General features: G+C 72.5%; 20 protein-coding genes. 13 read left to right on the plus strand and 7 right to left on the minus strand.

What is annotated here, in order from left to right; all coding sequences use genetic code 11:
• Positions 1 to 152 precede the first annotated feature (152 nt).
• On the minus strand, positions 153 to 1,100 hold the full coding sequence (locus tag GA0070607_RS11810; RefSeq protein ID WP_231930971.1) for an ABC transporter permease subunit: 948 nt from the start codon (positions 1,098 to 1,100) through the stop codon (positions 153 to 155).
• Positions 1,090 to 2,004 carry an ABC transporter ATP-binding protein gene (locus tag GA0070607_RS11815; RefSeq protein ID WP_089018248.1) on the minus strand — a complete coding sequence of 305 codons (915 nt, stop codon included), beginning with the start codon at positions 2,002 to 2,004 and terminating at the stop codon, positions 1,090 to 1,092. The genes GA0070607_RS11810 and GA0070607_RS11815 overlap by 11 nt, the downstream gene beginning before the upstream one ends.
• A gap of 84 nt (positions 2,005 to 2,088) precedes the next feature.
• Between GA0070607_RS11815 and GA0070607_RS11820 the strand changes: the two genes are divergently transcribed.
• The 8 genes from GA0070607_RS11820 (at position 2,089) to GA0070607_RS11855 (ending at position 9,721) form a co-directional block, all read left to right on the plus strand.
• A complete protein-coding gene (locus GA0070607_RS11820) occupies positions 2,089 to 2,559 on the plus strand; it encodes a GbsR/MarR family transcriptional regulator (RefSeq protein ID WP_231930973.1) in 471 nt (156 codons plus the stop codon).
• 58 nt (positions 2,560 to 2,617) lie between these two features.
• Positions 2,618 to 3,964 carry a 3-oxoacyl-ACP reductase gene (locus GA0070607_RS11825; RefSeq protein ID WP_089018249.1) on the plus strand — a complete coding sequence of 449 codons (1,347 nt, stop codon included), beginning with the start codon at positions 2,618 to 2,620 and terminating at the stop codon, positions 3,962 to 3,964.
• A gap of 110 nt (positions 3,965 to 4,074) precedes the next feature.
• Positions 4,075 to 4,941 carry a MaoC family dehydratase gene (locus GA0070607_RS11830; protein WP_231931145.1) on the plus strand — a complete coding sequence of 289 codons (867 nt, stop codon included), beginning with the start codon at positions 4,075 to 4,077 and terminating at the stop codon, positions 4,939 to 4,941.
• A gap of 90 nt (positions 4,942 to 5,031) precedes the next feature.
• Entirely contained in the window at positions 5,032 to 5,787 is a 756-nt protein-coding gene (locus GA0070607_RS11835) for an NUDIX hydrolase (RefSeq protein ID WP_089018251.1), read from the plus strand.
• Entirely contained in the window at positions 5,784 to 6,755 is a 972-nt protein-coding gene (locus GA0070607_RS11840) for a serine/threonine protein kinase (protein ID WP_089018252.1), read from the plus strand. The genes GA0070607_RS11835 and GA0070607_RS11840 overlap by 4 nt, the downstream gene beginning before the upstream one ends.
• 9 nt (positions 6,756 to 6,764) lie before the next feature.
• Positions 6,765 to 7,724 carry a hypothetical protein gene (locus GA0070607_RS11845; RefSeq protein WP_089018253.1) on the plus strand — a complete coding sequence of 320 codons (960 nt, stop codon included), beginning with the start codon at positions 6,765 to 6,767 and terminating at the stop codon, positions 7,722 to 7,724.
• On the plus strand, positions 7,721 to 8,983 hold the full coding sequence (locus GA0070607_RS11850; RefSeq protein WP_089018254.1) for an adenylosuccinate synthetase: 1,263 nt from the start codon (positions 7,721 to 7,723) through the stop codon (positions 8,981 to 8,983). Before GA0070607_RS11845 ends, GA0070607_RS11850 begins: the two co-directional genes overlap by 4 nt.
• 102 nt (positions 8,984 to 9,085) lie before the next feature.
• Positions 9,086 to 9,721: a DedA family protein gene (locus tag GA0070607_RS11855; RefSeq protein WP_089018255.1), complete on the plus strand. Its 636-nt coding sequence runs from the start codon at positions 9,086 to 9,088 to the stop codon at positions 9,719 to 9,721.
• A gap of 6 nt (positions 9,722 to 9,727) precedes the next feature.
• On the opposite strand, the gene GA0070607_RS11860 is transcribed toward GA0070607_RS11855, so the two are convergent.
• Positions 9,728 to 10,369, minus strand: a complete 642-nt coding sequence (locus GA0070607_RS11860; RefSeq protein WP_089018256.1) for a response regulator — start codon at positions 10,367 to 10,369, stop codon at positions 9,728 to 9,730.
• The gene (locus GA0070607_RS11865; RefSeq protein WP_157743136.1) at positions 10,366 to 11,517 is read right to left on the minus strand and encodes a sensor histidine kinase; all 1,152 of its coding nucleotides are present in this window, start codon (positions 11,515 to 11,517) and stop codon (positions 10,366 to 10,368) included. The genes GA0070607_RS11860 and GA0070607_RS11865 overlap by 4 nt, the downstream gene beginning before the upstream one ends.
• Before the next feature lie 170 nt (positions 11,518 to 11,687).
• Here GA0070607_RS11865 and GA0070607_RS11870 point away from each other — a divergent pair, with 170 nt between their 5' ends.
• Positions 11,688 to 12,353 (plus strand): DedA family protein, encoded by a 666-nt coding sequence (locus GA0070607_RS11870; RefSeq protein ID WP_408630881.1) that lies wholly within the window; start codon positions 11,688 to 11,690, stop codon positions 12,351 to 12,353.
• Here the strand turns inward: GA0070607_RS11870 and GA0070607_RS11875 are convergent.
• On the minus strand, positions 12,328 to 12,966 hold the full coding sequence (locus GA0070607_RS11875; RefSeq protein WP_089018258.1) for a TetR/AcrR family transcriptional regulator: 639 nt from the start codon (positions 12,964 to 12,966) through the stop codon (positions 12,328 to 12,330). The two genes, GA0070607_RS11870 and GA0070607_RS11875, sit on opposite strands and share 26 nt — an antisense overlap.
• Before the next feature lie 68 nt (positions 12,967 to 13,034).
• On the opposite strand from GA0070607_RS11875, the gene GA0070607_RS11880 reads away from it, so the two are divergent.
• The 4 genes from GA0070607_RS11880 to GA0070607_RS11895 all read left to right on the plus strand — a co-directional run bounded on the left by GA0070607_RS11880 (position 13,035) and on the right by GA0070607_RS11895 (position 17,537).
• Positions 13,035 to 13,487: an SCP2 sterol-binding domain-containing protein gene (locus GA0070607_RS11880; RefSeq protein ID WP_089018259.1), complete on the plus strand. Its 453-nt coding sequence runs from the start codon at positions 13,035 to 13,037 to the stop codon at positions 13,485 to 13,487.
• Between the two features lies 1 nt (position 13,488).
• Positions 13,489 to 14,703 carry an acyl-CoA dehydrogenase family protein gene (locus tag GA0070607_RS11885; protein ID WP_089018260.1) on the plus strand — a complete coding sequence of 405 codons (1,215 nt, stop codon included), beginning with the start codon at positions 13,489 to 13,491 and terminating at the stop codon, positions 14,701 to 14,703.
• Between the two features lie 107 nt (positions 14,704 to 14,810).
• On the plus strand, positions 14,811 to 16,373 hold the full coding sequence (locus tag GA0070607_RS11890) for an AMP-binding protein (protein ID WP_089018261.1): 1,563 nt from the start codon (positions 14,811 to 14,813) through the stop codon (positions 16,371 to 16,373).
• Positions 16,374 to 16,466: 93 nt separating this feature from the next.
• Positions 16,467 to 17,537: an acyltransferase family protein gene (locus tag GA0070607_RS11895; RefSeq protein WP_157743137.1), complete on the plus strand. Its 1,071-nt coding sequence runs from the start codon at positions 16,467 to 16,469 to the stop codon at positions 17,535 to 17,537.
• 114 nt (positions 17,538 to 17,651) lie between these two features.
• Here the strand turns inward: GA0070607_RS11895 and purD are convergent, their stop codons facing one another.
• Both purD and GA0070607_RS11905 read right to left on the minus strand, forming a co-directional pair.
• Positions 17,652 to 18,902, minus strand: coding sequence for a phosphoribosylamine--glycine ligase (gene purD / locus GA0070607_RS11900; protein WP_089018263.1), 1,251 nt, complete (start codon positions 18,900 to 18,902; stop codon positions 17,652 to 17,654).
• Positions 18,903 to 19,006: 104 nt separating this feature from the next.
• Positions 19,007 to 19,888: a hypothetical protein gene (locus tag GA0070607_RS11905; protein WP_231930975.1), complete on the minus strand. Its 882-nt coding sequence runs from the start codon at positions 19,886 to 19,888 to the stop codon at positions 19,007 to 19,009.
• Positions 19,889 to 19,893 lie beyond the last annotated feature (5 nt).

Genomic DNA, 19,893 nt, shown 5'->3' on the forward strand with positions numbered 1-19,893 from the left:
TCGCCAGTAGGCTACGCCGCTCGGTGACCACCGCGCGAGCCCCGGGTCTGCCGGCCCGGCTCGCCGGGCCCGTGCCGGTCGCCGCCGGCCGGCAGATCTGAACAGGGGCTCCCTGTACAACGCGAGGCGTTGACAGGGCCCTGCTTTTCGGCTCAGCGGCCGAGATCTCGCCGGGCGAACCGCAGGATGCCCGCCCCGAGCAGGACGGCCGTGGCGACGGCTAGGACGGCCGCGTCGACCGGCACGAAGCCGTACCGCAACGGTTCGCCCCCGATGTAGTACTGGAACGGGGTGAGGTGGCGCGACCACTCCGCGCCGATCTGTGGCGCGAACCCGTTCAGGGCGTACCCGAGCACGCCCAGGCCGGCGGTGAGGCCGAAGACCGTGGCCCGGCTCTTCCCGGTGGCCGCGCCGACGGCCGTACCGAGTGCGCCGAAGAACAGACCGAGCAACGCCAGGTTGACTGTCTGGGCGGTGAAGTTGGCGACGCTGATCGAGTCCAGTCGGGCGGACATCCGCACGGTGAGCACGGCAAGCATGACGGCCCCGGAGAGCAGCACGGCGCCGACGGCGAGGGCCGCGAAACGGTGCAGCAGCAGCCGGGCCCGCCCAATCGGGTGCGCCAGCAGCAGGTCGAGGTAGCCGGACTCCTCGTCAGCCGAGGTCATCCGCGCTCCGGTCGCCGCGCCGTAGAAGGTGACCAGCAGCGGTACGAGCAGCCCGAACACGGCTCCCTGAAGGTAGCCGGCAGCGGTGGCGTTGTCGTCCAGTCCGAAGCCCCTCATCGCCTCCGGCACGCTCGTCGGGGAATCGGCGGACAGTTGCGGATAGAAGCTGGCGTAGGCCATCGTGAGCAGGCCGGTGGCCAGCGCCCAGACCGTGAAAATGCGGCGGTTGTCGTAGAGCGTCTTGCCGGCCACCGATCGGCTGAAGGCCCGGGCGATCGTCGAGGTGCCCGGGACCACGCCGACGGTGGAGGTCGCCGGCCGGGCCGGCCGAACACCTGCCGTTGCTGGATTCATCTTGCCGCCGTTCGTTGCCGCGCCCTCGTGGGCGTCGGAGTGGCTGAAAGGAAGGGAGTTGCGGGCGTCAGGCGACATCGCTGGTCTCCTGCCGCGCGCCGCCGGTGTAGTAGCCGTGGAACAGCTCTTCCAGGTCCTGCCGGTCGGCCCGCAGCCCGGTGACGGCGTGCCGGGCAGCGGCCTTGATGAGGGCGTCCGGGGTGCCGTTGATCCGGCACTCGAGGACGGAACCGCTCACGAGCACGTCCCGGACACCGGGCAGGGCCGCGAACTCCGCGGCCCGGACTGGCTCGCCGAAGGTGAGCTGGATCCGCAGTTCGGACCGGGCCTGGAGGGCGGCGACCGTGTCCAGGGCGACGAGCCGGCCCTCGCGGATGATCGCGACGCGGTCGGCGACCGCCTCGACCTCGCTCATGATGTGGCTGGACATGAAGACGGTTCCGCCGTCCTGCCGGGCCTCGGCGACCAACTTGAGGAACGTCTGCTGCACCAGGGGGTCCAGCCCCGACGTCGGCTCGTCCAGGATCAGCAGCTCCGGCCGGTGCATGAACGCCTGCACCAGCCCGACCTTCTGCCGGTTGCCCTTGGACAGGCTCTTGATTCGGGCGGTCAGATCCAGTTCGAGGCGGTCGGCCAGCTCGACGATCCGCGCCGCCGGTACGCCGCCGCGCAGGTTGCCCAGGAACGTCAGGCACTCCCCCGCCCGCTGGCGGCCGTCGACCACAAAGTCACCGGCGAGATAGCCGATCCGGCGGTGCAGATCGACGGCGTCGACGGCGGGATCCAGCCCGAGCACCCGGGCGGAGCCCTCGGTGGGGCGGATCAGGCTCAGCAGCAGCCGAATGGTGGTGGACTTTCCGGCGCCGTTGGGGCCGAGGTAGCCGAACACCTCGCCGGGCTGCACGTCGAGGGTGAGAGCGGTCAGGCCGCGCCGGGATCCGTACGTCTTGGTGAGCCCGTTGAGCTCGATAGCGGGAGGCATGGGCACAAGCTATCAGAGTGTTCAGAGATTTTTGAACACTGAGAGATGTTAAAGTAGTCGCCGACACAGAAGGAGGCGGCAACCTTGGCGGACACCACCGCGGCGGCCGAACGCATGGCGCTGATCCTGGCCGAGGGCGGGCTGCAGAAAGCGACCGCGCGGGTGATGGCGGCGTTCCTCTTCGCCGACTCGGAGAGCGTGACGGCGACCGAGCTCACCGAGGAGCTCGGCGTCAGCTCGGGCTCGGTGTCGGGCGCGATCAAGATGCTGTCCACGGTCGGACTGATCGAACGGGTGCCGGCGCCGGGCAGCCGCCGTGAGCACTACCGACTGCGGGAGGGTGCCTGGGCCACCCTGATGTCGGCGCAGAACGGGACGGTCCAGGCCATGTTCGAGGCGGCCGACCAGGGGATCGCCGCAGCGGGGAAGGGCAGCCCGGCCGCCAGGCGACTGGCGGAGATGCGGGACTTTTACGGCTTCATGTTCCGCGAACTTCCCGCCTTGGTGGACCGATGGCGGGCCCTACGAACGGCGGGGCCGGGTTCAGACGCCTGACGACCGACCACGGCGGCGAAGGGGTTGCATCGAACCTACTCGTCAGTAGGCTACGGTCATGAGCGACCGCTACGCGAGCTTCGTCCGAACGGGGGCCGGTCGCGCGCTGGTAAAGCGCCTCGGGCTGCCCGACCCGCCCCGACTCCGCCGGCACACGCCGGGCGACCCGCTCGTTCCCGGGCCGGTCTTGCTCGGCTCGTCAACCGGCGGCCGGCTCGCCGAGCCGGTCGGCAAGATCTTCAGCGCCGCCGGGGTCGAGCTGTCCGACCCCGCCGCCGCCTCGCGCTTCGCCGCCCTGGCGTACGACGCGACCGGCATCACCGACTCCACCCAGCTACGCCAGCTCTACGACTTCTTCCACCCGCAGGCCCGGGCGGTGCTGCCCAGCGGTCGGGTGATCGTGTTGGGCACCCCGCCGCAGGAGTGTCCGACGCCGCGCGAGGCGACCGCCCAGCGGGCCCTGGAGGGGCTGGTCCGCAGCATCGGCAAGGAGTTCGGCCTGGGTGTCACCGCCCAACTGGTGTACGTCACGAAGAACGCCGACGCGGCCACCCGGGTCAGTCTGGAGTCCACGCTGCGCTTCCTGCTGTCAGGCCGGTCCGCGTACGTCTCGGGGCAGGTGATCCGGGTCGGCACCGGCGACGCGAGCGCACCGGCCGACTGGGACCGCCCGCTGGACGGGCAGGTCGTGCTGGTCACCGGCGCCGCCCGGGGTATCGGTGCCGCGCTGGCCCGCGTGCTCGCCCGCGACGGCGCCCAGGTGGTGGCGTTGGACATCCCCGCCGCCGGGGACGCCCTCGCGGCGGTGGCGAACGACATCGGCGGCACAGCCGTCCAGCTCGACCTGACCGCGCCGGACGCGCCGGCCCGGCTCGCCGACCACCTGGGCAGCCGGCACGGCCGGGTCGACGTGGTGGTGCACAACGCCGGCATCACCCGCGACAAGACGCTCGGCCGGATGGACGCCGACCGGTGGGACCAGGTGATCGACGTCAACCTCTCCAGCCAGGAGCGGATCAACGACGTGTTGCTGGAGCGGAAGCTCATCCCGGCCGGCGGGCGGATCGTGTCGGTCTCCTCGATCGCCGGGATCGCCGGCAACCGGGGGCAGACCAACTACTCCACCAGCAAGGCCGGCGTGATCGGTCTGGTCGACTCGCTCGCCCCCGCCCTGCACGATCGGGGGATCAGCGTCAACGCGGTGGCCCCCGGCTTCATCGAGACCCGGCTGACCGCGCGCATCCCGCTGGTGGTCCGCGAGGCGGGCCGGCGGATGAACAGCCTGGCCCAGGGCGGGCTGCCGGTGGACGTGGCCGAGACGATCGGTTGGCTGGCCTGGCCGGCCAGCGGCGCGGTCAGCGGAAACGTGGTCCGGGTCTGCGGCCAGAGCCTGCTGGGGGCGTGATGGGCGCGCGGAGGAAGCCGGCGGACGGGTCGGGCGACGACGTTTCCCTGCACGAGCTGATCGACGGCCCGACGGAGGCGCTGTCGGCGGAGACCCTGGCCGCGGCGGGTATGCCCGACCCGGGTGGCCGTACGCGCGTCGAACTGCCCCGGATGCCGGCAGCCGGTGCGCTCCACCGACGGGCGTTGCTCGGCGCGCTGCCCGGCCTCGGCGGCGGGCGGCGCGGGCCCGGCCTGCCGGCGGTCGAGTTGGCCACGGGCGGGGTGACCGTGGACCGCGCGCATCTGGCCGACTACGACCGGGTCTGCGGTTTCCGGCTCACCGACCGCCTGCCGGCGACGTTCCCGCACGTCATGGGGTTCCCGCTGGCCCTGCGGCTGATGACCGCACCGGAGTTCCCCATCCCGCTGACCGGCGTGGTGCACGTCGGCAACCGGATCACCGTCCGCCGACCGATCACCGCCGACGAGACCCTCGACTTCACGACGTACGCCGAGGACCTGCGCCCGCACGACCGGGGGCGGCAGGTGGACGTGGTGCTGGTCGGCTCGGTCGACGGGGAGGAGGTCTGGCGCGGCGTCTCGACGTACCTCGGTCGGGAGCACAAGCCCGACGGCGGTGAGCGGCGCGACCGGAGCGGACACCCCGAGGCGCCGGCCGCCACGGCCCGCTGGCGGGTGGAGCCCCGTATCGGCACGCAGTACGCGCGCGTCTCCGGGGACCACAACCCGATCCACACCTCCCTGCTCGGGGCGCGGCTGTTCGGCTTCCGCCGGCCGATCGCGCACGGCATGTGGAGCAAGGCGCGCTGCCTGGCCGCACTGGAGAACCGTTTGCCGGACGCCTACACCGTCGAGGTCGCCTTCAAGCTGCCCGTACCGCTGCCGAGCACGGTGAGCTTCGCCCTCCTGCCGGATGGTGGGTTCGCCCTGCACGACTCGCGCGGTCGACCACACCTGGCTGGTCTCGTGAGCTGACGCCCCTGCCGAGTCGGATTCGGGCTTGGCAGGGGCGTGCTCGTGCGTTAGGTTGTTCTCACGCAGAGATGTTCTCAGATTGAGAGAGACATGACTGACGAGCAGGAGTTCCTGGCCGCGTACGACCCCCGGGCCTACCCGTCGGTCGCGGTGACCGTCGACGTGGTGGCGCTGACCATCCGCGACGCCGCACTGCATCTCCTGCTGATCCGGCGCGGTCAGCCACCCTTCGAGGGGCACTGGGCGCTGCCCGGCGGCTTCGTCCGCCCCGACGAGGACCTCACCGCTGGTGCCCGACGCGAGCTGGCCGAGGAGACCGGGCTCGGCGGCGAGGGGCTGCGCCGCGTACATCTGGAGCAGTTGGGCAGCTATGGCGCGCCCGACCGCGACCCGCGGATGCGCGTCTTCTCGATCGCCCACCTCGCGTTCGCCCCCGACCTGCCCGACCCGGCCGCCGGCAGCGACGCCGACGAGGCGGTCTGGCTGCCGGTGACCGCGTTGACCAGCCGGCAGCTCGCCTTCGACCACGGCCGGATCATCGACGACGCGTTGGAACGCGCCCGCTCCAAGCTGGAATACACCCCGCTCGCGACGCGCTTCCTCGCCACCGAGTTCACCATCAGCGAGCTGCGCGCCGTCTACGAGACGGTCTGGGGTCACCCGCTGCACGCCGGCAACTTCCACCGCAAGGTGCTCTCCGTGCCGGGCTTCGTGGAGAGCACCGGCGCCAGCACCGAACGCGGCGGCACCCGGGGTGGCCCCCGCGCCCGGCTCTACCGGGCCGGCGACGCCCGACTGCTGCACCCGGCGCTGCTGCGCCCCGCCCACGAGGAGACGGTGCGATGAGGACGGTGGCCGCCGTCCACCTGGTCACGACGGCCCGCACCGACGCGGACCTGTTCGGCACGGACCAGCCGGCCCGGCGTTACCGCGAGCTGGTCGCGGCCCTGCACCCCGACCGGCTGCCGGCCGACCCGGCGGTACGCGCCGACGCCACCGAGGCGTTCATCCAGGTCACCGCGCGGTGGCGGGCCCGGCAGGTCACCGTCCTCGGCGACTACCGACTCGGCTCGCCGGCCCACACGGGCGACCTGGCCGACCTCTACGACGTCGGCGACGACCGGCTGCTCAAGCTCCCCCGACGGCCCACCGACAACGACCTGATGGCCCGTGAGGCGCACGCCCTGCGCACCATCGCGGAGCGCGGAGACCCCCGTTACCTGCCGTACGTGCCCCGGCTTGTCGACGAGTTCCCGCACCGCGACGCCGCGACCGGCGCCGAACGACGGATCAACGTGCTCGCCACCGCGCCCGGCCTGCACGACCTGACCGAGGTGCGGCGCGCGTACCCGGACGGGCTGGACGCCCGGGACGTGGCCTGGATGTGGCGGCGGCTGCTGGTGGCGCTCGGCCTGGCCCACCGGGCGGGCGTGGTGCACGGCGAGGTCCTGCCGCGACACGTGCTGATCGAGCCGGATGCCCACGGCGTGGTGCTGGTCGACTGGTGCCTCTCCACCCCCGTCGGGAGCACGGTCCCGGCGCTGGTGCCGGGGCAGGAGGACTGGTACCCGCGCGAGGTCCTCAGGAAGCTGCCCTGTGGGCCGGGCACCGACATCGCGATGGCCAGCCGCTGCATGACCTCCCTGATGAACCGCCAGGCACCGCGCGAGCTGCTCGACTTCGCACACGCCTGCCGGCAGCCGTCCCTGGGCTCCCGGCCCGACGATGCCTGGCGCCTGCTGCGCGAACTCGACGAGGTGCTGGACCGGCTCTACGGGCCACGCGCCTTCCGACCCTTCACCCTCACCTCCTAAGGAGCTGTCATGGGCAGTGGAATCTGGTCCACCGACGTGTACGACGCCGCCGACCGCTACCGGCGCACCACCGGTCGCAGCGCGTTCTCCTACAGCGACACTGGCGCGCGCACGGTGCACCCGGCGCTCGACCCCCGCGACGCGACGCGCGAGAGCCGCGACTCCGACGAGCACCCCCGGTCGACGCCCATCGCGGTCCTCTTCGACGTCACCGGCTCGATGCGCAACGTGCCGCGCGTCCTGCAGACCAAGCTGCCGCAGCTGCTCGGGCTGCTGCAACGGCAGGGCTACGCCAGCGACCCGCAGATCATGTTCGGCGCGATCGGCGACGCCACCTGTGACCGGGTGCCGTTGCAGGTGGGCCAGTTCGAGTCGGACAACCGGATGGACGACGACCTCGGCCGGATCGTCCTCGAAGGCGGTGGCGGCGGGCAGATGACGGAGTCGTACGAGCTGGCCATGTACTTCATGGCCCGACACACCGCCACCGACAGCTGGGAGAAGCGCGGCCGGCGCGGCTACCTGTTCATCATCGGCGACGAGCTGGCGTACCCGCGGGTGAAGGCGCGGGAGGTGGCCCGCCTGATCGGCGACGACCTGCCCGAGGACGTGCCGCTGCGGCAGGTCGTCGACGAGGTGACCCGCCGCTGGGACACCTACTACCTGCTCCCCGCCGGCAGCCACTACGCCGGCAACGCCAAGGTGCTCGACTTCTGGCGGGACCTGCTCGGGCAGAACGCCGTCGTGCTCGACGACCTCGACGCGGTCTGCGAGACCATCGCGCTCACCATCGGCCTCGGCGAGCAGGCCATCGACCTGGACGAGGGCCTGCGACACCTGGACCGGACGGGATCGGGCGCCACCGGCACCGTGTCGAAGGCGCTGGCCCGCCTCGGCCGGGGGCGGCGGGCCGAGGTGTCGCCGCTGCCGGCCTTCCGCGACACCGCCGGTGGGGTGACCCGGCTGTGAGGCATGTGGCGGTGGTCGACCTCGGCTACGGCGACGCCGGCAAGGGCACGGTGGTGGACTGGCTCTGCGCCACCCGCCCCGTGCACACGGTGGTCCGCTTCAACGGGGGCGCGCAGGCGGCGCACAACGTCGTGCTGCGCGACGGGCGGCACCACACGTTCGCGCAGTTCGGCGCCGGCACATTCCATCCCGCGGTGCGTACGCACCTGTCGCGGCACGTGGTGGTGGACCCGCTGGCGCTGGCCGCCGAGGCCGACCATCTCGCCACGGTCGGGGTGCCCGACGCGCTCGACCGCCTGACCGTCGACGGGGAGGCGCTGCTCGCCACCCCGTACCACCGGGCCGCCAACCGGGCCCGGGAGATCGCCCGGGGAGCCGACCGGCACGGCTCCTGCGGGCTCGGGGTGGGCGAGGCCGTCGCGTACGGTCTCGCCCACCCGGACGACGCGCCCCGGGTCGCCGACTGCCGCAGCCCGGCGCTGCTGCGGCGCAGACTGACCGCCCTGCGGGACCGGCTGGCCGCCGAGCTGGGCCCGCTGGACGCGCCGCCGGTCGAGGACTGCCTGCCCGCGTTCACCGGGTTCGCCGGGCGGGTCGCGATCGTCGAGCGGAGTTGGCTCGCCGGGGCGCTGCGCGCGGGGACCTGCGTCTTCGAGGGCGCGCAGGGCGTGCTGCTCGACGAGTGGCACGGCTTCCACCCGTACACCACGTGGAGCACCACCACGTTCGCCAACGCCGACAGTCTGCTCGCCGAGGCGGGGCTGCCGGGCGGCGCGACCCGAATCGGAGTGCTCCGGCTGGTCACCACCCGGCACGGGGCCGGCCCCCTGGTGACCGAGGACCCCCGACTGCCGCTGGCCGATCCGCACAACCCGACGAACCCGTGGCAGGGCCGGTTCCGGTTCGGCCACTTCGACGCGGTCGCCCACCGGTACGCCCTCGCCGCGGCCGGCGGGGTCGACGGCCTGGCGCTGACCCACCTCGACCTCGCCGGCCCGGAGCTGCGGATCTGCCGCCGCTACGACACCACGGACCGGCTCGTCCCGGGCCCACCCGGCGACCTGGACCGGCAGGCCGCGCTCACCGCCCGCCTGCTGCGCTCCCGCCCGCTGTACGACGACAAACCGCAGGACTGGCCGGCAGCGGTACGCGCCGAGCTGGACACCCCGGTGGTGCTCACCTCGCACGGCCCCGCCTCCGACGACAAGAGGACGCACGGTCCGCTGCTAGCCCCACCGACCCTGGTCCGCACGGCCTGACCCACCCCGCCCCCACCCCGTCGATTGACGGGGCGGGGGCGGGGTGGGGGTTATCCAGCGGCTTCGGCCACCGGGCGGGTCGCACCCCGCGAGCATGGGGGCATGGACTCCGCGCTCGACCTGCTCCGACAGCTGGTCACCTCACCGTGGCTGTACCTGCTGATCTTCGGGCTCACGGCGGTCGACGCGTTCTTTCCGGCCGTACCCGGCGAGGCGGCCGTCATCACCGCCGCCGTGCTCTCCACCAGTGGAAATCCCAAGCTGGCTGCGGTGATCGTCGCCGCCGCGCTGGGCGCATGCGCCGGTGACCACGTCTCGTACGCCATCGGGCGCGGTGGCGGCGCCAGACGCCTCGCCGGGTTTCCCGATGGCAGCCGCCGACGAGCCAGCTCGGAGTGGGCCCGGCGCGCGCTGAACCGGCGCGGCGGGCTGATCCTCACCACCTCCCGGTATCTGCCGGGCGGGCGGACCGCCGTCACCCTCACCATGGGCGCGGTGCGCTATCCCCGCCGGTCGTTCCTGCTGTACGACGCGATCGCGACGGTCACCTGGGCCCTGTACTGCGGGCTGCTCGGCTACTTCGGTGGGCTGGCCTTCGAACGGCACCCCGTCAAGGGCGTCCTCGCCGGGATCGGCCTGTCGGTGATCGTCACGCTGGGGATCGAGGGCACCCGTTGGCTGCGCCACCGGGCGCGCGGCCGCGCCACCGCCACCACCGACCGGGCCGGACCGATCTGACACCCGTCACAGCAGCTCGGCGTCGTGCACCAGGATGGCCAGCTGCACCCGATTGCCCGCCTGAAGTTTTGCCAGCGCCCGGCTGACGTGTGCCTTGACGGTGGCCTCGCTCATCGTCAGCCGCCGGGCGATCTCCGCGTTGCCGTGCCCGCGCGCCACCTCCCGGACGATCGCCAGCTCCCGCTCGGTCAGCGGGGCGAGCCGCTGCCGCGCCGCGTCCCGGCGGGCCGGACCACGCTCGGCGAACGAGCTGATCAGGCGCCGGGTCACCGTCGGGGCGAGCATCGCGTTCCCGGCGGCCACCGTACGAACGGCGGCGGCCAACTCGCGGGGCGGGGTGTCCTTGAGCAGGAAGCCGACCGCGCCGGCCCGCAGCGCTCGGTGCACGTACTCGTCGAGGTCGAAGGTGGTCAACATGATCACCTTCGGGCCGGCGGCGACCACGTCGGGCGCGACGGTCAGCCCGTCGACGCCCGGCATCCGCACGTCGAGCAGCACCACGTCGGGGCGTAACCGCTGGGCCTGCTCCAGCGCACCGGGGCCGTCCGCTGCCTCACCGACGACAGTGATGTCCTCCGCCGCCTCAAGGATCAGCCGCAGCCCGGCCCGGACCAGCTGCTCGTCGTCGACCACCACCACCCGGATCACGCCGCACCCGCCAGCGGGATCAGGGCCCGGACCAGGAAGCCGTCGTCCACCGGAGTCGCCTCCAACCGGCCGCCGAGCAACTCCAACCGCTCACGCAGCCCGAGCAGCCCCTGCCCTGCACCGGGCAGCGCCGACCCGCCCTCGGACGGGCCGTTGCGGACCAGCACCTCCAGCCCGTCGGGCAGGTAGCGCAGGCAGACGGTCGTCTCGGCGTCGGCCGCGTGCTTGCGCACGTTGGTCAGCGCCTCGCGGACCACCCGGTACGCGGTACGCCCCAGCGTCGCCGGTAGTGCCGTCGGCACACCCTCGTCCTGCCGGGACACCCGCAGCCCGGCGGCACGGGACTCCCCGATCAACTCGTCCAACGTGTCGAGCCCCCGTTCCGGCGTCACGGGCGGGCCGGCCTGGCGCAGCACGCCCAGCACCTCGCGCAGGTCGGTGAGCGCCTGCCGGCCGGTCGTCCGGATCAGCGCGGCGGCCTCGACGGTCGCCGGGTCCTCGGCGGTCACCTCCAGCGCCCCGGCGTGCACCACCATCAACGAGACCCGGTGTGCCACCACGTCGTGCATCTCCCGGGCGATCCGGGTGCGCTCCTCGGCACGGACCCGGTCGGCGCGGGCCTCCTGCTCGCGTTCCAGCCGCTCGGCCCGGTCCCGCAGCGCGGCGAGCGTGTCCTGACGGGCCCGCACCCAGAGGCCGAAGACCAACGGAAGCCCCACCAGACAGGCGGCGAGCAGCAGCACGTTGCCGGTGGTGGCGGTGGTGATCCGGCGTACGCCACCCACCGCCAACCCGACCAGCACCCCACCGGTCAGCACCAGGGCCGCCCCGGCGAGGTAGCCGGCGAGTTGGCGACCGCGCAACCGCAGACCCGCCTGGTACGAGGCCAGCACACCGGCGGCCGCCGCGGCGAGCACCAACCAGCCGACCGCCGCGGCCAGGAACAACGGCCAGCGGCGGGTCCGGACCGTGCCGGCGGCCCACGCCGAGCCGAGCGCGATCAGCAGCACGACAGCGCCCGGCAACGGCGAGCGGACCCCGATGTCACCGGTCGCGCTGGCCCACACGGCCGCGGCGACCAGGACGGCGAGCAGCGGCGGAGCGTACCGCTGGACGGCCCGCCGGAAGACGACGGCGCTAAAGGCCACCCAGCGAGCGTAGGGCTTCACGGACCGATCGGGCTGCCGTGCGCCGCCGGACCGGGGCGCGGTGGGGGAAGACCCCTACCCACCCTCGGGGACGGCCGCTACCTAAGTAGTGGCGCTCACCTGACCACTGGCCGATGTCGGGAGCCACGGCCCCGACCAGCATCGGGATCATGGATCTGCTCGACCTGCTGCACGACACGATGTCCTCGCCCTGGGTGTACCTGGCGATCTTCACGATCGCGGTGCTCGACGGCTTCTTCCCGGTGGTGCCGAGCGAGACGGCGGTGATCACCGCGGGGGTGTTCGCGGCCTCCGGAGCGCCGTACCTACCGGCGGTGATCCTGGTGGCCGCCGCCGGGGCGCTGGTCGGCGACCACATCTCGTACGCCATCGGGCGGGCTGGCGGCACCCGGCTGCTCGACCGACTGCCGCCCGACGGTCGACGCCGAGCCGCCATCGACCGGGCCCGTCGGGGGATCGCCACCCGGGGAGGTCTGATCCTCACCGTGGCCCGCTACATCCCGGGCGGCCGGACGGCGGTCACCCTCACCATGGGCGCGGTGCGCTATCCCCGGCGACGGTTCCTGGCCTTCGACGCGCTGGCCGCCAGCTCGTGGGGGCTCTACTCGGCGCTGGTCGGCTACGTCGGTGGGCTGGCCTTCGAGCAGGACCCGCTGCGTGGTCTCCTGCTCGGTCTGGGCCTCGCCCTGACGGTGACTGTGGTCGTCGAGGTGGTCCGCTGGCTCCGCAACCGCCGCATTGCGGCGCGGGCCGACGAGCCGGGCAGCGACGCTGTCTCCGCCGGGGTCGTCAGTCGGCCGGCGGACGCCAGGTGACGCCGTGCAGGAGTTGGCCGGCGCCGAGCCAGGCGACGTTCATCATCCGGGTGGCGGTCTTCTCCGGGTCGGCCTCCGGGTGGTCCGCCAGCCAGTCGGCCAGCGACTCCGTCGCGCCCACCAGGGCGTACGCGACCACCTCCAGGTCGGTGCCCGCCACCTCGCGGCCCTCCGCCCGCAACGCGTGGTCCAGCATCCCGGCGACCACCTCGACCAGCCGGGCCCGCATGGTGGCCAGCTCGCCGGCGAACGGCTGCTCGCCCCGGGCCTGCCGGTAGAGCACGGCCCAGCCGTCGCGGTACGCGCCGACGAAGCCGAAGAACGCCCGCAACCCTCGCCAGAGCCGCTCGTCGGCCGGCAGGTCGGGGGCGGCGGCGCCGGCGATGGCCTGCATCATCCGGGTGCCCTCCCGGTGCAGGCAGGCGACGAACAACTCCTCCTTCGTGCCCAGGTACGCGTAGACCATCGGCTTGGAGATGCCGGCGTCCTCCGCGATCTCGTCCATGCTGGCGGCGTGGAAGCCACGCCGGGAGAAGACCTTGACGGCCGCGTCGAGCATCTGCTGCTCACGGACGGCCCGTGGCAGGCGCTTGAACGCGGGAGCGGTGGACACCTTGCGAGCATACCTACTCGTGCGTAGGGTTACGCGCGAGTAGCCAAATCTTCCGGAAGGCGCACCTCATGACTGACTTCGACCCGGCCACCTTCGCCAACGTCGGGCCCAAGGAGTTCGCCCAGCTGGTCAAGTCCACTCCGGACGACAAGATCGCCCAGGTGATGTCCGGTGATCTGCGCGGCAAGGTCCTGGGCGAGGTGTTCGGCCGGATGCCGTCGCTGTTCCGCGCGGACCGGGCCGGCTCCACCAACGCGGTCATCCACTGGGTCGTCACCGGTCGCCCGGACGGCGGCAGCGACACCTACGAGGTGGTCATCGCCGACGGCAAGTGCGACGTGAACGAAACCCCGCAGCACGACCCGAAGCTGAGCCTGACCATGGGCCCGGTGGAGTTCCTGAAGATCGTCTCCGGTGGCGCCAACCCGGTGATGATGTTCATGACCGGCATGCTGAAGGCGAAGGGCGACCTGGGCCTCGCCGCCAACATCGCCAACCTGTTCGACATCCCCAAGGCCTGACATGGCTGAGTTCTCGCTCGACCTGAACGAGGAACAGCGGGACCTGCGCGACTGGGTGCACGGCTTCGCCGCCGAGGTCGTGCGCCCGGCCGCCGCCGAGTGGGACGAGCGCGAGGACACCCCGTGGCCGGTGATCCAGGAAGCCGCCAAGGTCGGCCTCTACGGCTTCGAGTTCCTCGCCACCTGCTGGGCCGACCCGACGGGGCTCTCCCTGCCCATCGCCAGCGAGGAACTCTTCTGGGGTGACGCCGGCATCGGGCTGAGCATCTTCGGCACCTCGCTCGCCGTCGCCGCCATCTACGGCGCGGGCACCCCCGAGCAGATGGTCGAGTGGGTGCCGCAGTGCTTCGGCGACGTCGACTCGCCGACCGTCGCCGCGTTCTGCACAAGCGAACCGGAGGCCGGCTCCGACGTCGGCGCGATGCGCACCCGGGCGGTCTACGACGAGGCCACCGACGAGTGGGTGCTGACCGGGCAGAAGGCGTACGCCACCAACGGCGGGATCGCCGGGGTGCACGTGGTCACCGCCTCGGTCGACCCCACGCTCGGCTCCCGGGGCCAGGCGGCGTTCGTCGTACCGCCGGGCACCCCCGGCCTGGCCGCCACCCGCAAGCTGCGCAAGCTGGGCCTGCGCGCGTCGCACACCGCCGACGTCTTCCTCGACGGGGTACGCGTGCCCGGGCGCTGCCTGCTCGGCGGCCGGGACGCCCTGCTGGAACGCCTGGACCGGGCCCGCTCCGGGCAGCGGGCCAGCGGGCAGGCCGCGATGCGTACCTTCGAGCTGTCCCGGCCCACAGTCGGCGCCCAGGCGCTCGGCGTGGCCCGGGCCGCCTACGAGTACGCCCTGGACTACGCGAAGGATCGGGTCCAGTTCGGACGACCGATCATCGAGAACCAGGCGGTCGCGTTCGCGCTGGCCGACATGCGGATGGAGATCGACGCGGCGCGGCTGCTGGTCTGGCGGGCCTCCTGGATGGGCCGCAACAACCGCCCGTTCACCGCCGGCGAGGGATCGATGTCCAAGCTCAAGGCCGGCGAGGTCGCGGTGTCGGTCACCGAGAAGGCGGTGCAGTTGCTCGGCGGGGCCGGCTTCCTGCGCGACCACCCGGTGGAGCGCTGGTACCGGGACGCGAAGATCTACACCATCTTCGAGGGCACCTCCGAGATCCAGCGGTTGGTGATCTCCCGGGCGATCTCCGGAATGCAGATCCGCTGATCACAGCGGTTGGGCAGCTCGGCGGATCCGGTGCATGATCGACGGCAGAGCCCGACGATGGGCCCCTCCGGGGGCCCATCCGTGCACCCCGAAGGAGGCCCAAGGGCATGGACCTGCCGTTCGTCGTCGCCACGCTGACCCGACGCGGCCTGCTCACCCCCGGCCGACCCATCCGCGTCGCCTCGCAGCTCAACGCCCTACGCACCTGGGGCTGGAGCCTCGCCGGTGAGCTGCGCCAAGCCGCCGCCCGGGACCCCGGCCGGCCGGCGGTGCTCGACGAGCACGGCACCCAGCTGACCTACCAGGAGCTGCTCGACCGGGCCGAGCGGCTGGCCCGCGCGCTGCGCGCCGCGCTCGGCGTACAGGCCGGCGACCGGATCGGGGTGCTCTGCCGCAACCACCACGGCCTGATCGAGACGATCGTGGCCGCCACCCTGCTCGGCGTGGACTCGGTCCTGGTCAACACCGGCCTGTCCGCCGCGCAACTGGCCACCGTCGCCGAGGAGCAACGACTACGGGTGCTGGTGCACGACGACGAGTTCGCCGAGCTGGTCCTCGGGCTCCCGGCCGAACTGCACCGGGTAGACGAGCGCGCCCATGCGGAGCTGATCGCCGGGGCGCTGCCGGGCGACCTGCGCCCACCGGAGCGCGACGGCCGGATCATCGTGCTGACCTCCGGCACCACCGGCTCCCCGAAGGGCGCCCGCCGGCCCACCCCGAACGGCTTCGGCCCACTGGTGTCCATCATCGACCGGATCCCGCTGCACACCCGGGACACGGTGATGATCGCCGCACCGATCTTCCACACCTGGGGCTTCGCGGCGCTCCAGGTGTCCTTCGCGCTGCGGGCCACCATCGTGCTGCAACGCCGCTTCGACCCGGCCGCCACGCTGGCGGCGCTCGCCGCGCACGGGTGTGACGCCCTCTTCGCCGTACCGGTGATGCTGCAGCGACTGCTGGAGGTGCCGCCGCCGGACCCGCGGCCCGCGCTGAAGGTGGTCGCGGTCAGCGGCTCGGCGCTGCCCGGTGGGCTCGCCCCGGCGTTCATGGACGCCTACGGCGACGTGCTCTACAACCTGTACGGCTCGACCGAGGTCTCCTGGGCCTCCATCGCCGGGCCGGCCCACCTGCGGCACGCACCCACCACCGCCGGTCGGCCGCCGCACGGCACCCGGCTGGAGATCCTCGACGACAACGGCGAGCCGGTTCCCGGTGGCCGGGTCGGCCGGATCTTCGTCGGCAACGAGATGCTGTTCGAGGGCTACACGTCAGGAGCGACGCGGGAGACCCATGACGGCCTGCTCGACACGGGCGACCTCGGCCGGGTCAACGCCGATGGCCTGCTCTTCGTCGACGGACGCGCCGACGACATGATCGTCTCCGGCGGTGAGAACGTCTTCCCGTCCGAAGTGGAGGACCTGCTCGCCCGGCTGCCGCAGGTCCGTGAGGCCGCGGTGATCGGGGTGCCCGACCCGGAGTACGGCCAGCGCCTCGCCGCGTTCCTCGCCCTGCACCCCGACGAGACACTCGATCCGGAGGCGGTCCGCGAGTACGTGCGGCACTACCTGGCCCGCTTCTCCGTACCCCGTGACGTGATCTTCGTGAAGTACCTGCCCCGCAACGCCACCGGCAAGGTGGTCAGCCGCGAGCTGCGCCGCTACTACGGCTGATCCAACCGACGTGACGTCCCGGCACGCCCACCGACCTGGTGATGTTTGTCACTTCAACTAGATCAAGTATCGGCGACCCGGCAGCCTTGCCGCGTGACAACCCTGGTGCGGCCCCAGAGCAGTGACCTCGCGGTCGCGCCGGCCACCCGCGACCCGTACATCGACAACGTCAAAGGGCTGCTGATCCTCCTGGTCGTGCTCGGCCACACAGTGGGTCAGACGGTCGGCTCCTCGCCGGGCGGCAGAACGATCTACACGTTGGTCTACCTGTGCCACATGCCGGCCTTCGCCATGCTGTCCGGGATGCTCTCGGCAACCGAGCTCACCGGCCGCCGGGCGGCGTCGCTGGTCCGTGACCTGGTCGCGCCGTACGTGGTGTTCCAACTGCTCTACATGGGCTTCTACACGGCCATGGACAAGCCCATGGACTGGACGGTCAACCAGTTCCTGACCCCGGTCTACCACCTGTGGTTCCTGCCCGCCCTGCTCATCTGGCGGATGCTCACTCCGCTCTTCGCCCAGCTTCGCGGAGTCGTCCTGATCGCGATCGGGATCTCCCTTCTCGCCGGAGCAACCACGGTCCTCAGCCACCCCCTGGCGTTGAACCGGGTGGCCGGCATGCTGCCCTTCTTCGTCCTCGGCGTCTGGCTCGGACGCGGCAGGCTGGCCTACCGCCCGTCTCCTCGGGTGCGGCTCGCCGCGGTCGCCGTACTCGTCGCTGCCGTGCCGATCGCCTACCTGGTCGGTTCGCGCCTGCCGAACCTCTGGCTGTACTGGAACAGCACCTACCAGCGCATCGGGGTGGACCTGACCGACGGCGTCCTGATCCGGCTCGGACTGATGGCCGTCGCGTCCGCGATGACCTGGGCGATCATGATGCTGGCTCCGCGCCGCCAGACGTTTCTCACGAGCTGGGGCGCCAACTCCATGTACCCGTACCTGCTGCACGGGTTCGCCGTGCTGGCCTTCGCCTGGTCCACCCTCGACAGTCGGGTCGACAGCATCCCGGCCCTGCTGGCGCTCGTCGCCGTGGTGGTGGCGGTGGTCTGGGTCACCGCAAGCCGGCCGGTGGTGTGGGCACTGCGTCCGCTGGTCAGCCCGCCGGTCGGCTGGCTGCTCAGGAAGAGCCCCTCGGGGCAGCCCCCGGCGGGGGTACGCGCCTAGAACCTGGCCGGCGAACCTCGCCGGTCCGGTCGTACGGTGGTCGGGTCAACGCCACTGGGTGCCACGGTCACCCCAGGTGGCCCCGCGGGTGGCGACTGCGCCGGGGGTTACCGGTCAGCCGGGAATCGTGATCCGGCCGTCGATGGCGGCGGCGGCGATGTCGGTGCGGTGCTGCGATCCGGCCAGCTCCACCCCGTCCACAAGCGCGTACGCGGAGTCCCGGGCTGCGGCGAGGTCGGTGCCGGTGGCCGTACCGCAGAGAACCCGGCCGCCAGCGGACAGCAAGGCGCCGTCGCTGGCCCGGCGGGCGGTGCCGGCGTGGATGATGCCCGGCCGGTCCGCGCCGGTGATCACGTCGCCGGTGCGCGGCGCCGCCGGATAGCCCTGCGCGGCGAGCACCACTGTGACCGCGGCGCCCGGCCGCCAGCGCAGCGGCGGATGCCCGGCCAACGTGCCGGTGGCCGCCGCGTGCAGTAGCCCGCCCAGCGGCGTCTCCAGCAGCGCGAGGACCACCTGCGTCTCCGGGTCGCCGAAGCGCGCGTTGAACTCGATCACCCGCGGACCTTCGGCGGTCATGGCCAGGCCCACGTAGAGCAGACCGGCGAACGGGGTGCCCCGGCCGCGCAGCTCGGCCAGCGTCGGGTGCACCACATCCCGCATCACATCGTCAACCAGGCCGGGCGGGGCCCAGGGCACTGGCGCGTACGCCCCCATGCCGCCGGTGTTCGGGCCGGTGTCGCCGTCACCGATCCGCTTGAAGTCCTGGGCGGGCAACAGCGGCACCGCCGCCTCGCCGTCGGTCACCACGAAGAGGCTGACCTCCGGGCCGTCGAGGAACTCCTCGACCACCACCCGGCCACAGTCCCGGGCATGCGCCAGCGCGGCCGACCGGTCGTCGGTGACCACCACGCCCTTGCCGGCGGCGAGCCCGTCGTCCTTCACCACGTACGGCACGCCGAACTCGTCCAGCGCCCGGGCGGTGCTCTCCTCGTCCGCGCAGGTGTACGCACGCGCGGTCGGGACGCCGGCGGCGGTCATCACGTCCTTGGCGAACGTCTTGGAACCCTCGAGGCGGGCGGCCTCGGCCGACGGCCCGAACACGGCGATGCCCTTGGCGCGTACCGCGTCGGCAACCCCGGCGACCAGCGGCGCCTCCGGCCCGATCACCACCAGGTCGGCTTCCACCTCGACCGCCAGCGCCGCGACGGCCGCCGGATCGGTGGCGTTGACCGCCCGCAGCTCAGCCACGTCGGCGATCCCCGGATTACCCGGTGCCGCGATCAGAGCCGTGACGGCCGGATCGCCCACCAATCCAAGGGCGAGCGCATGCTCCCGCCCCCCACCACCCACCAGAAGAACCCGCACAACCCGGAATCCTACTGTCCCCCACCCCCACGCCCACCCGCCAGGCTTGCCGATCATGAGGTTAGCCGTGCATTCGATCACCTGGAACCCCGTCAACCTCATGATCAACGCGAGCGGGTCATAGCGAGGGCCTGGCGAACGGTCCACGGGATGTAGTCAGGCTGGAGGGTGTCGGCCCAGGTGAAGCGGAGGACCGTCCAGCCGGCGTTCACCAGACGGTTCTGCCGACGGCGGTCGGCGAATGCGGCAGCCGGGGTGCCGTGTGCGTTCCGGCCGTCAGCCTCCGCTAACACTCTCGGGCCGCGCCAGCCCAGATCGCCGATACCGAGCAGGTGACCGTCCCCGTCCCGTACTTCCAACTGGAGGACGTCCGGCGGCACCCGGCCGTCGACACACCGCAGCCTCGTGCGTGTTTCCAGCGGCGACTGGGCCCGTCCGTCCGCTTCGGCGAGATAGCCCCGGGCCGCCACCGCACCGCGCCGCCCCCTGATCAGCGCCCGAATCATTGACAGGCACTCGGCCGTGAGCATCCCCCGATTGAGTGCGGAGTCGAGCACCGCGACCGCTGGGTACCGCTGCTCGCGCAGGATGATCTCGGCGACGGTCCACAGAGGCGTCGTCGCGGCGATCCCGTTTACCGGCCGCACCGCTGATGGCGCGTGCTCGAGCTGATGCAGCACGATGGCCGGGTCCGACACGCGGGTCAGCTTCGCGGCCCGGCCCGGCAACGCCACGTGGACCTCGTCACCGCAGGACAGACCGGCGATGCCGTGCAGTTCGGCTGCCGTGCCGAAGACCACGTGCGCCTCCGGACCCAGCGAGAGCACAGCGGCACGGATCCTGCACCGGCGTGCTGCCGGCTCGCCGTGTCGACCGTCGGTCAGATAGACCGCGCGGGCGAGCGGCCGCCACTGGCCGACCGCCACCAGGTGATCGATGTCGTGCCGACTGAACCCGGCGCGCAGTGCCTGGGCCCGAGTGGTCAAGCCGT

It is taken from the genome of Micromonospora coriariae (assembly GCF_900091455.1).
GTDB classification, from domain to species: domain Bacteria; phylum Actinomycetota; class Actinomycetes; order Mycobacteriales; family Micromonosporaceae; genus Micromonospora; species Micromonospora coriariae.